Below are 15,436 nucleotides of genomic sequence, written 5' to 3'. Positions count from 1 at the left end.
GTCCAGTTGGACGGCTTGGATATCGAGATGCGGTTCGGTTACTCTTGAACAGAAAGAGGCGATGGGGTTGTTTTTGCGAGTTGCTCCGTGTCATCCCCTCCCTCTAACCGCCACGTCAACCTTTGGTTTTGTCCGCCGTAATATTGATTGACGGCGTTATCTAGCCATCCTCGGACATAGTTAATGGAAATAAACAGGCTGAGTCTATCGTAAGGAAGAGCCTCACCGTTGACTAAGCGAGTGCTGTCTTTATCAGCCATCGCAGCGATAATGCCTACCAAGTCACCGCGGTTATTAAATGTGCCACCACCGCTCATGCCTGCTTGTACGGGAGCGTCCATTACACTCGCAGGGCAGTCTTTAAAATATCGGTAATTTACAAAATTTAAGTCCATACGATAGTGGCCATAGCCAGAAACCACAGCACCACTGCCGTTTACTCCGTAAGTCGTGACTGGCTGATCTTGATAAACTAACCCCATTTTAGGAAAGTTCTTTCCGCGGTTATCGGATTCTACCAAGGCGATATCACAGGTGGGGTGATAGGCGATCACGCGGTCATAATTAAGTTTGGCGACATGAGCTGCAGTTAAGCTTAGGTTTTCTGTGATTGGTACACTCGATCCATAGCCAAAGTAGATGAGTGGTATCCCTGTCATTTCGAAATCAATTGCAGGCGCTTTGTTGTGCTCTGTTACCTGCAATGGACCATTACTGGAGGCGCAACCCGACAGCGATAATATTGTCGCAAGAGTAACGATAAATTTGGATAAAAATGGTTTTGATGAAAACGCATCAAGATTGAGAAGGTGCATAAAGCCCTCCTGAAAATTCTCATTGTGATAGTGAGATCAAGATGCGCATTCAAGATCGATTTTTACTGCTCCTTAATGAGTATAGATTTCCTTTTGTTAGTTGCATAATGTCACACTTTTGTTTTGTTTTATTGATTTTATGGTCATTTAATTGTCAATTAATAACCCTATGAAATAAAGATAAAATTATTAGTTACATGTCATAAAAATGACGGTTTTTGTCGCAAAAAAAATCTTAGTTTTAAGGTAATAAAAAGCCCCGCTTGAAAGCAGGGCTTAAAACATCAGGGTTTAGGCTTACTCGGCAATCGGCTGAATAGGGCGGGTAAACCAAGGTGCGCGAGCATCGGTCATATCAAACAGAGTATGTTGACGTCCTAACATCTGTCCGCCATCGCGTTGCAGTGGCAGCCAAGAAATGTTCACGCGCTCAGTACTTGGGCGAATGGTCATCAAATCCAACGGAATTGAAATATAGAACCCTTTGGAGAAACTCCCTTCACCAAACTCTTCAGCGGAGAGATCCGTCTTAGTCGCAAAGGCTCCTGCTACGACACCGCTGGCGAACTGCTTAGAGAAATCGATCGTAAAGCCGATATCCTCTGTCAAATACCGTCCCGCACTCAGTTTAAGCAAGGTGTTATCCAGCAATGACCAAAATTGTGGCTGCCAGTAGAGGGTCGCATGTCCAGTCACCGTACCCGTTTGCACTCGATAATAGCGGCCAGTTTGTGGATCGTACTGACGCTCTTGCTCATACAGACCAAAAGTCGAGCTAGGATCGCGCTGCTTAACATAGTTACCGTCCACTCCGATCGCCCAATTCTTACCAAGTGGACGATACAAAATCTCGCTACCTACACCAGCAAACATGGTTTCCAGATAGCCGGCATACGCCTGACCATAGAATTGGTTCCATTGGTCAAAGTAAGTCAGTTGCAAATTATCCACCCGTACCACTTCTTCATAGTATTGGCGCGACAAGGTACGCACACGTTTCACATTAGTACCATCGGGTGGCACCGTGTATTTGTACTTGTCGTAGTTATCGGTCAGGTTGCCATAAAGCGTGCCTGAAAATAGCCAGTGATCGCCGGCTTTATAACGGGCATTCGCATTCACCCCAATCGCGTAGAGGTAGAAATCTTCTGAACCACCGAACGACTGCTGTAACACAGGAGAAAAACCAAAACTCCAACGCTCGATTTGCGCGGCTTTTAGGTCACCCGAAATCGGGGCTGGGTTACCGGTCTGTTTGGCATCATCCAATTTGGCATCCGGATAATCGCGATCAGCAATGCGCTTGAAGGAGGTGCTGTTTAAGCGAGTCTCAGTTAATGGCTGATCTTCACCCGTTTCAATAATGCGATAAGTTCTGGCATCAATCCCCGTATTGGCAATCAAAGTGGCGGCTCTTTGCTCTGCCTCTTGGCGGTCACGGTATTTCACCTGTGCCCCTTTCACCGTAACGCTATCTGCCGCTTGATACACTTCCACCGATTGATAGCCAGCTACCGTCGCCAAATCTTGGCTTAAGCGTTGCCATTCTTCATCCGTGAGTTCGGTTTTGCTTGGTGCAGGCTGGTAAGCTGGCGCGGGAGAATCGACCCATGTGGGGGTGAGAGCTGCGACGTTAGTACCGAAAGTCACCCCCGCAGTAAACGTATTGCCGCGTTCATAACTCAGGCGCAAATCTGCCCAGTCAGTGAGCGCGTAAACCACCCCAAAGTTCCAAGGTGTATCGACGGGCATCGACTGCTTATTTTTTGCATTAGAAGCGCGCGTGACCGGAAAATCACTGCGGTAGTCATTGCCATCGTATTCCACCTTTAGGCGTAGCGGTTCAAAAGGTGTTTGATATTCCACGCCACCAAACAGCGCAGTACACCCCGTAAACATTCGGCCGAGATCAAACATCCCGCCTTTGCCGCCGTAGCTACCATCACGCCCACAGTCGGGTGTTTTGGATTTATCGCCGGTTAGATTGGCGCGATTACCTAAATAACCCCAGCCAACACCCAAAGTAAAATCGAGCGAGCCAAAATTCTTACTTGCCACCAAGTACTCGCCATCAAACAGGCCAGTACCGCCGACATCGCGCAGACCCAGCGAAATCTCAGGTAGCCAGTAGCTCTCTTCCCATAGGCGCAATTTGGCATCAATCGATTTATCCGTGTACTCAGTGTCACCGCTAAACCCTGAATCTCCACTGTACAGCAGCTCATGCACTTGGGTGTAACGTACCGTTGTTTCTAGCCACGGGAACAGTTGCAGCGAAACTGCGTAGTGAATGTAATCATCATTGTTGGTCACCGCGAGGCTCAGTTCGCCTTCGGGCATCATGCGCGCACTCGGCATTTGAATCAGCCCCGCGCCGCCAAAATCTGTTTGCGAATGACGCAGTTGTGGATAGCTGAATTCATCGGCGTTGGCATACCTTGGCACCAACAACGCACTGCTGACCACAACGGCAAGCAGTGAGAGAGAAGTATTAAGTTGAGGACAGCGGCCAGTTTTCATAGCGGTAATCTATTTCTCAGCAGTTCGATCACTAACTGATTAGCGTCAGTGCTTGGAGTATCAGGATAAAAAGAAGAGTCGTGCAGCGGCATGGGCACGTACACAATGGCCCCGGGAGCAACCTCAGCAAAGGTCATATTCCAATACGCCACCGAATGTTTTTGCACCACGCCATCGGGTTGAATCACCACAATTTCGCTGATCTGCTCATCGACTAAACCGGCGGCTTGCGCATAATCCTTAGCCGATTGACGACCTCGCCACGTGACATCTCCGGGCTTTTTCACTGCCCCGTAAACGGAAACTTCCGCCACTCTCGGATTGAGCGTTAATAACCACTGACCGTTTAGGCGCGGGTTATCTTGCGCGGCTAGCCGTGTCCAATCAGGATCGATAGGGGTAAAAATACGCTTTGCAAACGCAGAAAGGCGTAATTGATCGCGCAGCGTTTCCCATAACACTTTTTGCGCCATGGGCGCGGCAGATTGCTGATGCGCTAACACCAACAGCACATGCTGCTTAAACGAGAACGGATGACTTAAATCGAACAGCCCAGCGCTTGACCACTCCACATCCAACGTGCTGAGTTGATAATGTTCCAGCGTTTGCATGACCGCTTGATCAAGGCGAATCGGCTCCTCAAAGCGCAACAGAGTGGCGTTGCCAGCAAAACGAGTTTCTAGCGTAGTCGCCAAAGGTGCGGCAAACAGTGAGTGAGCACAGAGTCCGCCGACCAAAGTAATCAAGGTTACCCAACGTTTCAGCATTAGATGCCTCCTTGATTCAAATAAGATTTACCCACCGCGAGGGCATAACGGTTCAAGCCCGGAGCCAATTGCTGCTCGGTGGCGACGACCGCCCCTGAAGTCGGGTCGATCCAGTAATAGTTGTGATACTGCTGATCCAGCGCTGCAATCGTAATCTGCTCATTGAACAGCAGCAGAGAGCGAGATTCGCCATTGGGCAACTGCTTGATTTGCTCGCCTTCACTCACAAAACGAGATTGCGCCAAATAGTGAAAGTGATAGCCGGGTTGCCAGCTCAAATAGAACTCCCAATAGCGCGGCGTACTCGCGTTATGTAGCCCTAATAGCAAAGGATCGACAGAGTGAGATTCAATATTGACTAAATTCCCACCACCTAAATTAAGGGTTTTGGTAATTCGCCCCCCTTCAGTCACCACCATTTCTTGCCCAGCCGAGATCCATTTCAACGCGGTATGTGTATTATTTTTTGCTGGTTCAGCCCAAGCTAAAACCATTAAAGCCAGCGGGTTATCATTTTGCTGAATATAGATACTTGCGTAAGGAATACTGGCGACTTTTTCTGCAGAAATAACCGATTGTTCTGGTCCGAAAATGGCGAGTTGCAAAGAGTCAGATAAATGCTGCGCATTCTTTGCACATCCGGAAAGAAGGAATAACTGACAAAAAAATAAATAATATATTTTGCGCATGAGAGGTTGGTCTAAAAGTTTATAAGAAAACAACCGCAATATGCGGTTGTTTTAAAGGTCAGATTACTGCGCCGCTGTAACAGTGGTCGTAGTGGCTGTACCTGAGTTGCTTGATGCTACTGCTGCGACTGCAACAGCTGCAGCAGTGATACCCACTGCGGTTGCTGTTACTGTACCGACTGCCGCTGCACCAGCAGCACCGCCGCCTGCTGCAGAGGTAGTTGCTGCAGTGGTAGTCGTAGAAGTGCTAGAAGTTGTCGCTGCCGCTTCTTCTGTTGCTGCTACTGCTACACCACTAAATGCAAACATCCCCAACAACACAAGTGCTGTTTTTTTCATAGTCTTCTCCATGAAAGATATTAATTACATCGATGTATATCCGCGTTAATCGCGGACGACGCAAAAGATAAACAGAATTGCTTTTAATGTAAACAAAATAAAGGAGTCTACAGTGAAAGATATTAATAATAACGATGTAATTTGCGAGTAGAAATGAACTAGTAAATTGACAAAATATAAGCTTCACAATCCTAGACAACCTCTGTATGATTCCGCGTCAAATTAGGTCATTAAGATGACATTTCGACTCGTTCGAAAAATTATATTTTGCTGATGTTTTAATCATTAATTGAGGCTTTTTGTGAAATTGCTCGCAATAAATAGGCCAGACTCATAAAAATAAGGAATAGCCGCGTTGGGAGGAACGACACCTCAGGGCGGTAGCATAGGAAAAAGCTGCAAACAGCTTCAAGTTATTAAAATCGGAATCGCAAGGTTGTTCGCGTGTCAAAGAAGTCCCTACTTTTACTCATTCTCTCTGCTGGGCTAACCGGTTGTAGCATTCCCGGCGCTCATCTTCCTACGGGCGATAAAAATGTTGCTTGGGAAGCGGAAGAGCAGGAGTCGCTCTCGGCGTTAGTTAACGTTTATCCGGTCACACCGACGCTGATCAAAGAGCTTAAATACCAACAACAAGCTGTGGCCACTCAACCTAACCTCACTTTAGAGCAAGATATTGCCCACTACGAATACCGTATTGGTGCGGGTGATGTACTGAACGTCACGATTTGGGATCACCCAGAGCTGACCATTCCTGCTGGTTCATACCGCAGTTCTGCTGAAGCCGGTAACTGGGTACACGCTGATGGCACCATCTTCTATCCCTACATTGGCCAAGTCAGTGTTGCGGGGAAAACCGTGACCGAAGTTCGTACCATGCTGGCGGAAAAACTCGCCAAATTTATTGAAGCGCCGCAAGTGGATGTCAACGTGGCGGCTTTTCGCTCACAAAAATCCTACATCACAGGTGAAGTGACAAGCCCAGGCCAGCAGCCAATCTCCAACATTCCGCTGACTTTACTCGATGCCGTTAACCGTGCTGGTGGCATCACGAAAGATGCTGATTGGCGTAACGTCACCTTGACTCGTAACGGCGTGGAAGAACAAATTTCACTGTACGCATTGATTCAAAAGGGTGACTTAACCCAAAACCGTTTACTGCGTGATGGCGATATCGTGCATATTCCACGTAACGATGCGCAAAAAGTATTTGTTATGGGCGAAGTGAAACAGCCACAAATGCTCAAGATTGACCGCACTGGCATGAGCTTAACCGAAGCCCTAAGCACAGTAGGCGGCATCAATGAAGCGGAAGCCGATGCTACGGGTATTTTTGTTATCCGTAGTAACCAAGAGCGCAGCAATCAAAACGGTATCGCGATGGGGCAAGACGAGCCAATCGCCAGCATTTACCAACTCAACATTCAAGATGCGACCGCGCTAGTAATGGGCACCGAGTTTGAACTGCGTCCTTATGATGTGGTGTACGTGACTGCTGCGCCAATTTCACGTTGGAACCGCTTGGTGCGTCAGCTAATCCCAACCATCAGTGGCTTCAATGAAATCACCGAAGGTGCGCTACGCGTTAAAAACTGGCCTTAATCTCTTTAGGTAGGTTACTTAGGTCCCTCCCCTTCTAGGGGAGGGGAAAGCATGCACAGGTATCAAAAAATCGCGGTGTGGCGGTTGAGAAAATAACAAACACAATTAGACTCAACAGCCCAATTTGTTCACAAAACCCAAGAAACACGATGTTCAACAACATATTAGTCGTCTGCGTTGGCAATATCTGCCGTTCACCGATAGGTGAACGATTACTAAAACAACAACTGCCTCATAAAAATATCGCTTCTGCTGGTCTCGCCTCTGAAAAAAGCCGACTTGTCGGCAAATCGGCTGATGATATGGCAATCCAAGTTGCACAAGAACACGGTGTCTCGCTGGATGGCCATCAATCACAACAGCTTACCCCACAGCTTTGCAGTCAATTTGATCTCATCCTCGTGATGGAAAAAGGGCACATTAACGCCCTGAGTGACATCGCGCCCGAAGCGCGTGGTAAAACCATGCTTTTCGGACAATGGATTGGTCAACGCGACATTCCCGATCCGTACCGCCAAAGTAAAGAAGCGTTTGATCACGCCTACGCGCTGATCGAACAAGCGGCCGCGGCTTGGGTAAAAAAACTCTAACCGAACGGGATACTTAACCTGCTCATTTACACCCTTTGTTGGGTGTAGCGGCGTTTTGACCCGAAAACAGACAACCCTAAACAGAAACTCCCTAAAAACAGCAAAAACTATGACAGCACAAACATCAAAGCGCACCATCGACTCCGCCTCTGACGAAATCGATCTGGGCAAACTTTTTGGCTTACTGCTTGACGGAAAATGGATCATCCTCGTTACCACAATGGTTTTTGCCGTTTTTGGGGTCGCGTTTGCCATTCTTTCCACTCCCATTTATAAGGCGGATGCCTTAATCCAGATCGAAGCCAAAAAAGGCGGCGGCATCTCATCACTGGTAGGCGGAGATATGGGCGAACTGTTCAGTTCGGACTCCACCGCGACCACGGAAATTGAAATCATCAAATCGCGGATGATTTTGGGCGACACCGTTGAAAAATTTAACCTCACCACCCTTGTCACGCCGGATTATTTCCCCGTCATCGGTAAAGGCATAGCCCGTTTAAGCGGTCGAGTGAATCAACTGCAAGTCAGCCGTTTTGAACTGCCGGATTTTGCGACTACCTTAGAACACCAAATCCTGGTGCAAGATGCCGAGCAAGGCACTTACCAGCTGGTGCGTGGTGATGGCAAAGTGATTTTGCAAGGCGTAGCGGGTGAGCTGGCAGAGCAAGATGACTACCGCCTGTTTGTCACGGGGATGGAAGCAGAAAGCGGTTTTGCGTTCAATATTGCCAAAATCAATGAACTGGATGCGATTAACGAACTCAAGCAAAACCTCTCGATTACCGAAAAAGGCAAACAGACAGGTATTGTGGAGCTGTCACTGACCGGTGAAAACCCAGCGCAAATCCGTACGCTGCTGGATAACATCAGCCAAAACTACTTTTTGCAAAACGTAAAACGTAACTCGGCCGAAGCTGAAAAAAGCCTGAGCTTTTTACAAAGCCACCTACCGGATATCAAAACCGATTTGGACAGTTCGGAAGATGTACTGAACCGCTATCGTCAAGACAACGAATCGATTGACCTAAGCCTAGAAGCGAAAGCCACGCTGGATGTGATGGTTAAGCTAGAAGCTCAACTTAATGAACTGACCTTTAAAGAGAGTGAAATCAGTCAGCGTTTTACCACGGATCACCCTGCTTACAAATCGCTGCTGGATAAGCGCCAAGTGCTGCTGAAAGAGCGTGAGCGTATTAACCAGCAAGTACAAAAGCTACCGAAAACCCAGCGCGAAATCCTACGCATGACGCGTGATGTGGAAGTCAACCAACAAATTTACGTTCAGCTACTCAACAAAGTACAAGAGCTGAATGTGATTAAGGCGGGCACGGTTGGTAATGTGCGCATTTTGGATAACGCACAAGCCTATGCCCAACCGGTCAAACCGAAAAAACCGCTGATCGCTGTATTAGCGACCTTATTGGGCGCGATGGCGAGTGTCGGTTTTGTACTGGTGAAAGCGGCGTTGCACCGCGGCGTTGAAAACCCGGATGATATTGAAGCGTTAGGGCTTTCGGTGTATGCCAGTGTCCCGAAATCAGAAATGCAGCAAGGTTTTGACAAGCTGATGAAGCGTCGGAAAAAGGATGAGATCACACTATTGGCCGAATACAACCCAGCCGATCTCTCGATTGAAGCGCTGCGTGGCCTTCGCACCAGTTTGCACTTTGCGATGATGGAAGCGAAAAACAATATCCTGATGATTTCTGGCCCAGCGCCGGGTATTGGTAAATCGTTCGTTTCGACCAACTTTGCTGCGGTCGCCGCGAAAACTGGCCAAAAAGTGCTGTTGATTGATGCTGATATGCGTAAAGGCTACCTACAAAAGCCGTTTGGTTTGCAGTGGGAAAATGGCCTTTCTGATTACCTTGCCGGCAAGTTAGCCCTAGAAAGCTGCATTAAAACCAGCCCAGTGGAAAACCTAGCGATTATCACCCGTGGCCAAGTGCCGCCCAACCCTTCAGAACTGCTGATGCATAAGCGCATGGAAGAGTTACTGCAATGGGCCTCTGAGCATTATGACTTGGTGATTGTGGATACCCCGCCGGTATTGGCCGTAACCGATCCAAGTATTGTGGGTGCCCACGCCGGCACGACTTTAATGGTGGCGCGTTTTGGCCAAAATACCGCGAAAGAGATTGATGTGGCCCGTCACCGCTTTGAGCAATCCGGCATTGAAGTAAAAGGCGTAATTTTTAACGCCGTTGAGAAGAAAGCATCAAGTACCTATGGCTATGGGTATTACAACTATCGCTACTCAAATGATAACTAACGATAACTGATTTGTGACTTAACTATCTTGCTTTGGCGGTATGTTAGGGTAGGAGAGCTGAATTGTGCTATTACATCTTGTATTAGCTTTGTTGCGTAAAAGGATAATCCGCTTCGCTTGTTATTCCTCAATCGGTGATAAGTTCACTAAAGTCTTATCACTTGGTAGATACCAGAAGTGGACTAATATTTTTATTCTGAAATTAGATATCGATTCTTCGTTAATTCAATATTGCACAATAATACCGTAAAATATGAGATTAGATTATGATGGATAATGTAAAATATCTTCCTAGTGCAATGTTGTTTTTTTTATTTGGTTTTTTTTATTATTTAATCTTACCTGTGGTATCTATTCACTTTCTTGGTGATAATCGCCAAGTTGAAATTGTTCAGACTTATGTTGATAGTGCTCTATATGGTGAAGAATACTATATGGTTTCAATTTTTGGTCTTTTGTTTTTTTATTTTTTCTTAAAGTTTGGCGAGAAGATAAAATTCAGGGCTGTATCAATCGGGCAAGATGTTTGTCATTATAAATTAACTCCAATAATTATTTCTTTAATTCTATTGTTCATATTGTTTGTATCAACAATAAAAGGTGTTATGGATGGGGTGGTGTTATTTTCTGGATATTCAGACTACAATATTTCCATTCTTGGTCCATATGCGACCACGGTGTTTTGTTCAGTGATTTTTGTGAATTATTTCGAGAGTAGAAAAAATAAGTTTATCTTTTTAAGTATTTTTTTAATATCAAGTGTCCTTCTTCTTGGTTTGGGTTCTAGAATGTTCTTTCTCCTTGGGGCTATATCTTTGCTACTTAACATTATATGTGTTAATCCAAGGGTTATAAGGAGTCCATTATTTATTTTTAGTATTTTTAGTATTTTTATCCTAGTTTTGGTTGTCGGTGGTTGGAGAAGTAAAAGTGATATTAATCTAGATGGAATAGTTGGTATATTTATCGCTGAGCCATTATTTACGTCAGTTAGTAGTGTTAATTATTTTAAAAGTATTGATGACTTTTTTGTGTTTAAATTTCCCTATGATATTATAGCTTCAATATTTAACTTTACGCCATCCATACTGATGCCAAATAAAGGGGATCTCGTTGATTCGATAGCGTACGATATAAAAGAATATAGCCCATTTGGTGCAAGTAGCTTACTTGTTAATGTGCATATAAATTTTGGTGTTTTATTTTTTATATATTTTTCGTTAATTGGATTTGTATTTGGTTTTATGAAGAGCTTGGCTAAGAAAAATAAACTTTTCTATGCTATTTATCTTTCTTCATTGCCATTGCTGATGTTCCACTTTTTTAGAGAAGGTTTTATCACTTACATTAAGGTTCAATTTTTTAATGCTATTATTATGCCATTGCTATTAGTATCTATCCTTGGCTTTCTTCTGAGGTCGATTCGTGATTAAAACTATTTTTATATTATTGACGAGTAGCGTTGTTAGCTCATTGGCATCATTTTTGACACAAATGTATATAGCAAAAAGCTTCAGTCCTAATAGTTTTGGTGAGTTTAATTCTGCTATTTCTCTTGTGATGTTATTGACACCATTAATATCTATGGGGGTGGATGGGTATTTACTTAAGTATTACATGGAAAATAAAGGTGAAATTAAATTTTTTAATTTCCAGTCTGTTAGGTATTTTTTTTTAACTCTGGCTCCATGTTACATATTGTATATTCAGCTAAGTTCTAGTTATGGTTTTTTATTTTTTATAATAGTTTTATCTCAGGCTATTATTAATATCGCTGTTGCTCATAGCCAGATAAGGTTTCGTTTTAAAATGGTGTCAGTGCTTTTAGCCGCACAACCAATAGCTAGGTTAATGGGCGTTGTATTATTATTAATATTTAATTTTCTAACGCCTGAAAAAATTTACTATCTATATTCCTTAATTTCTCTATGCTTGTTTTTTCTTTCTTTGGCTTTTTTAATAAGAATAAATAATAATGACATAAGTGGGGCAGAACAGGAAGTTACTCTCTGGACATTTGTTAAAAATGCTTATCCTTTTGGGCTTTCAGTATTTTTTCATTTGATTTATTTTCAGAGTGATATATTTATTTTAAATAAGCTATATTCATCAGAATATGCTGGTTATTACAGTGTGGCATTTACTATATTAATATCTGCTTATATAGTTCCATCTGTGATATATCAAAAATTTCTGCTTCCTAAAGTGCATTATATAAATGTTAATGAACATGGAAAAGAGAGAGGCTTATTTAATAATGGTTTTAAAGTGATGTTTTTACTTGGTTCTATAGGAACATTGTTCTTTTATGGTTTTTCTAGAGATCTTATTATCCTCATTTTTGATGAACAGTATATAAACGCTGTCAATTTTCTTAAAATATTATCTTTTTGTGTGTTTTTTAGATATCTATCTTCAAATGCAGGTGTGTTTCTTGTTACGGAAAATTTGATAAGTATTAAGAATAAATATATGGCACTCTGTGCTGTTTTAAATTTAGTGTTAAATATTATTTTCATACCAAAGTATGGTGCTTATGCTGCTGCGCTTACAACAGTTTTAACTGAGATTGTTTTATGTTTATTATTTCATTATGGAGTTAATAAATATAAATTCAACATATTTAATTAAATGAGTGATATTATGTTATGTAGTAAATTAAAGCCTCTAGGTAGATTGATAAAGTGGTTATGTGGAGCATCATATGATTTTCTTAGATTCATTAAATATGGGGGGTGGAGAAATCAATTATCTTGTGAAAAAAAAAGGAATTACTATTCAGTAAAGGTCTATCATAGTTTAGAGAAAAGCATGAGCTTTTCAAATAGAAATCCTGATTCTGGGTGGGGTAACGCTGCGATTTTAGCTAATATTTTAGAGTCTGCCTTGCATTATAATAATATCGGGTTTCATGATCACTTAGGATTTGATGTTTTAAATAAATTTGTGATTTCTAATAATGGAGTCACAAAGACAAAATTATCTGATAAAGTTAGAAAAAAACTTGAATTAATAAATGCAAGCTGGCCTAAGATAAAAAATCATCAGTATAATGAATCAGGTATTATTAATTTAAGTAGGGATGAACTTTTGTCAGGGGTTCTTGACGAGCCCAAAAAGTTTTTTGAAAGTCGCTATAGTGTTCGTGAATTTTCAAAAGAAAGAATTGAACGTGGTTTATTATTGGAGGCCATTGAACTTTCGCTAAAAACTCCATCAGCGTGTAATAGACAACCATGGCACGTATATTATATCTCAGATAGAAAAAAAAATTGATTTAGCACTAAGTTATCAATCTGGAAATAGAGGATTTACACAAGAAATTCATGATTTACTAATTGTTTGTTCTGATGTCAGAGCATTTAATTCTGGTAGTGAGCGATACCAGCATTGGATTGATGGAGGAATGTATTCCATGTCATTAATATATGCATTGCACTCAAAAGGTATAGCATCATGTTGTTTAAATTGGAGTCAACAAGGGCTTCAAGATAAACACTTTAGAAATGCATTTCAAGTCATCGATAAATCACATACAATCATTATGATGTTGGCAATCGGAAATCCTAAAGCAGATAATAAATTATGTGTTTCTCCTCGTCGCCCAATAGTTGAAGTTTACTCAGAGATATAAAATGAATGTAGGTATTATTACTATTCACAACGTTAGTAATTATGGGGCTGTATTTCAAGCCTATGCATTGAAAGAAATAGTCAAGAAAAAATATGATGTGAATATTATTGATTTCGACAATCGCCATGTTTCAAAAAGTTTGGATTATGTTCGTTTTGGAACAACTATTCATTCTTTTTTAGGAACGGCGAAAGATATTTGCCGAATTTTGCCACGACTGAGAGTTATTCCTAAATTTAAAAAATTTATCAGAGATGAAATGGATATAGTTCCTTATAATTCTGATCAAATTGGTAAATTTGATATATTAATTTCTGGGAGTGATCAAATTTGGAACCCTGCTTGTGTTTCGCAAGACAAACAATTCATACCAGAGTATTTCCTCTCATTTGCAACCGCAAATCAAAAGAAAATTGCATACGCATCAAGTTGTGGATCCTATGAGTATTCTTCTTCGGAAGAAACTATTCTACGTGAATATCTTAGTGACTACGATGCATTGTCAACTCGTGAGAGTAAAGCTAGCAAGTATTTATCTTTATTAACAAAGCTTGATGTTGAACATGTTTTGGACCCAACCCTTCTTTTAACTAAAAATGAGTGGCTAGACCGACTTGGAGACAATAATTTTCGAGAAGATGACTATATTTTACTTTATGTTATAAAAAAGACACCTCTTTTAAAGAAGGTTATCCACAAGTTAAAAGAAGATCTAAAAGTAAAGGTCATATTATGCGAGCAGGGCTTATACTTTGATACTATTGTCGACGAGCACATCAGAGATGCTGGACCAAGAGACTTTATTAGCTTATTTAATAATGCAAAGTTTGTTGTAACAGACTCCTTTCACGGAACAACATTCTCTTTGATCTTTAACAAGCCATTTTTCTCAGTTTCTCCTGGTGCTAATATTAACCGTATTAGTAGCTTACTTGAAGTTGTAGGGCTTGACTCACGAATAATTCACGATGAGAGTTTTTTAAAATCGATTGACTTAAGCAACTATACATTAGACTTTACTGATGTAAACAAGCGTTTGGAAATAGAAAGGAAAAAGTCCAAGGATTACTTGTTCTCAAGCCTAGAGATGTAAGGTTATGCACGTTTTTGTAAGCGCAACTTCTATTGTTAGTGGTGGAGCTCTCAATATATTAAAGCAGTTTATAACAAATTGTAAGTCGAGTATTAATTTTGTGATTGCTATTAATAGCAAACTTAATCTAGAGCTAGAATATATTAATAAGGAAAATGTATCTTTTATTAGAGTTGTTGAAAATAGTCGACTAGACCGTGTGAAATGGGACTTTTGGATGGCAAGAAAAGAAATATCAAAGCTAAAACATAAAATTAGCTTAGTTATTTCTTTACAGAATACAACTTTGAATGTTCGCGGCGTACGGCAGATAGTTTACCTTCATCAAGGTTTGTTTTTACATAAAAGATCTTGGAATCCGTTTTTATCCCGTGAACGAAAATATGCATTCTATAAATATATATACCCAATATTTGTTTTCGCATTTTCCAAGTCTACAACACGATTTGTTGTTCAAACAGAATGGATGAAAAATGCTCTAATTGATAATTTTAGAATATCAAAATCCAATGTGTTTAACATTAAGCCTAATATTACCCCTTGGTCTCGGGATAATTCAATAGTCGAGGGGGGGCAAAAAATAATGAATTAATTTTGTTTTATCCAGCTACAGGTGAGTTATTTAAGAATCACTTGTTACTTTTGGAATCAATTCGAAAGCTACATCTTGATTATTCGGCCTCTAATAGGAAGCTTCAGTTAAAAGCAATATATACTCTTGATGTAAACTCAGAGATTAATACACATATTTATGACTATCTTAGAGACAACCCGAGTATAAAGCAGTATTGTGAGTTCATCGGGACAATTTCTTACGAACAGGTCAAGAACTACTATGACTCATGTGATGTAGTTACCTTTTCAAGCTCTATAGAATCATTTGGTTTGCCTTTGTTAGAAGCTGCAATGCTTGGCAAACATGTACTGTCTTTGGATACAAGCTTTGCACGGGAGGTTTTAGAAGGCTATGAAGGAGTCGACTTCATAGAATATAACCCTAATTTATGGGCTGAACATCTAAATCGACTTTTAGAACATGGCTGTACCTATAACTCACGATTTGTGCCAAAGTATCAAACAAGCTGGTACGACTTTTTTGAATTAATGTAGAAATT

At 41.6% G+C, this 15,436-nt stretch carries 15 protein-coding genes; 10 read left to right on the top strand and 5 right to left on the bottom strand.

Going from position 1 to position 15,436, the window contains the following annotated elements; all coding sequences use genetic code 11:
- Window positions 1–38: 38 nt before the first annotated feature.
- From CEQ48_RS17810 to CEQ48_RS17790, 5 genes are all read right to left on the bottom strand, one after another.
- On the bottom strand, window positions 39–815 hold the full coding sequence (locus CEQ48_RS17810; RefSeq protein WP_089072127.1) for a S1 family serine peptidase: 777 nt from the start codon (window positions 813–815) through the stop codon (window positions 39–41).
- A gap of 297 nt (window positions 816–1,112) precedes the next feature.
- A complete protein-coding gene (locus CEQ48_RS17805; protein ID WP_089072126.1) occupies window positions 1,113–3,335 on the bottom strand; it encodes a YjbH domain-containing protein in 2,223 nt (740 codons plus the stop codon).
- Window positions 3,332–4,102, bottom strand: a complete 771-nt coding sequence (locus CEQ48_RS17800; RefSeq protein WP_089072125.1) for a capsule biosynthesis GfcC family protein — start codon at window positions 4,100–4,102, stop codon at window positions 3,332–3,334. Before CEQ48_RS17800 ends, CEQ48_RS17805 begins: the two co-directional genes overlap by 4 nt.
- On the bottom strand, window positions 4,102–4,791 hold the full coding sequence (locus CEQ48_RS17795) for a YjbF family lipoprotein (RefSeq protein ID WP_089072124.1): 690 nt from the start codon (window positions 4,789–4,791) through the stop codon (window positions 4,102–4,104). The genes CEQ48_RS17800 and CEQ48_RS17795 overlap by 1 nt, the downstream gene beginning before the upstream one ends.
- Window positions 4,792–4,854: 63 nt before the next feature.
- On the bottom strand, window positions 4,855–5,130 hold the full coding sequence (locus CEQ48_RS17790) for a hypothetical protein (protein ID WP_089072123.1): 276 nt from the start codon (window positions 5,128–5,130) through the stop codon (window positions 4,855–4,857).
- Window positions 5,131–5,574: 444 nt separating this feature from the next.
- On the opposite strand from CEQ48_RS17790, the gene CEQ48_RS17785 reads away from it, so the two are divergent.
- From CEQ48_RS17785 to CEQ48_RS17745, 10 genes are all read left to right on the top strand, one after another.
- Complete coding sequence (locus CEQ48_RS17785; RefSeq protein WP_089072122.1) at window positions 5,575–6,732, top strand: polysaccharide export protein; 1,158 nt, start codon at window positions 5,575–5,577, stop codon at window positions 6,730–6,732.
- Window positions 6,733–6,881: 149 nt separating this feature from the next.
- Complete coding sequence (locus CEQ48_RS17780) at window positions 6,882–7,322, top strand: arsenate reductase/protein-tyrosine-phosphatase family protein (RefSeq protein ID WP_000482885.1); 441 nt, start codon at window positions 6,882–6,884, stop codon at window positions 7,320–7,322.
- A 109-nt stretch (window positions 7,323–7,431) separates the two neighbouring features.
- The gene (locus CEQ48_RS17775) at window positions 7,432–9,594 is read left to right on the top strand and encodes a polysaccharide biosynthesis tyrosine autokinase (RefSeq protein ID WP_089072121.1); all 2,163 of its coding nucleotides are present in this window, start codon (window positions 7,432–7,434) and stop codon (window positions 9,592–9,594) included.
- Between the two features lie 266 nt (window positions 9,595–9,860).
- Window positions 9,861–11,027 carry an O-antigen polymerase gene (locus tag CEQ48_RS17770; RefSeq protein ID WP_089072120.1) on the top strand — a complete coding sequence of 389 codons (1,167 nt, stop codon included), beginning with the start codon at window positions 9,861–9,863 and terminating at the stop codon, window positions 11,025–11,027.
- Window positions 11,020–12,225: an oligosaccharide flippase family protein gene (locus tag CEQ48_RS17765; RefSeq protein WP_089072119.1), complete on the top strand. Its 1,206-nt coding sequence runs from the start codon at window positions 11,020–11,022 to the stop codon at window positions 12,223–12,225. The genes CEQ48_RS17770 and CEQ48_RS17765 overlap by 8 nt, the downstream gene beginning before the upstream one ends.
- 12 nt (window positions 12,226–12,237) lie before the next feature.
- Entirely contained in the window at window positions 12,238–12,870 is a 633-nt protein-coding gene (locus CEQ48_RS17760; protein WP_157724703.1) for a nitroreductase family protein, read from the top strand.
- A 139-nt stretch (window positions 12,871–13,009) separates the two neighbouring features.
- Window positions 13,010–13,228, top strand: coding sequence for a nitroreductase family protein (locus CEQ48_RS19985; RefSeq protein ID WP_157724702.1), 219 nt, complete (start codon window positions 13,010–13,012; stop codon window positions 13,226–13,228).
- A gap of 1 nt (window position 13,229) precedes the next feature.
- On the top strand, window positions 13,230–14,321 hold the full coding sequence (locus tag CEQ48_RS17755; protein ID WP_089072117.1) for a polysaccharide pyruvyl transferase family protein: 1,092 nt from the start codon (window positions 13,230–13,232) through the stop codon (window positions 14,319–14,321).
- A 4-nt stretch (window positions 14,322–14,325) separates the two neighbouring features.
- Window positions 14,326–14,913 (top strand): glycosyltransferase family protein, encoded by a 588-nt coding sequence (locus CEQ48_RS17750; protein WP_089072116.1) that lies wholly within the window; start codon window positions 14,326–14,328, stop codon window positions 14,911–14,913.
- A gap of 2 nt (window positions 14,914–14,915) precedes the next feature.
- Window positions 14,916–15,431 carry a glycosyltransferase gene (locus CEQ48_RS17745; protein WP_157724701.1) on the top strand — a complete coding sequence of 172 codons (516 nt, stop codon included), beginning with the start codon at window positions 14,916–14,918 and terminating at the stop codon, window positions 15,429–15,431.
- Window positions 15,432–15,436: the final 5 nt, after the last annotated feature.

Source organism: Vibrio tarriae (assembly GCF_002216685.1).
GTDB classification, from domain to species: Bacteria; Pseudomonadota; Gammaproteobacteria; order Enterobacterales; family Vibrionaceae; genus Vibrio; species Vibrio tarriae.
The sequence above is the reverse complement of the archived record's forward strand: the minus strand, read 5'-3'. Positions and strand labels throughout refer to the sequence as shown.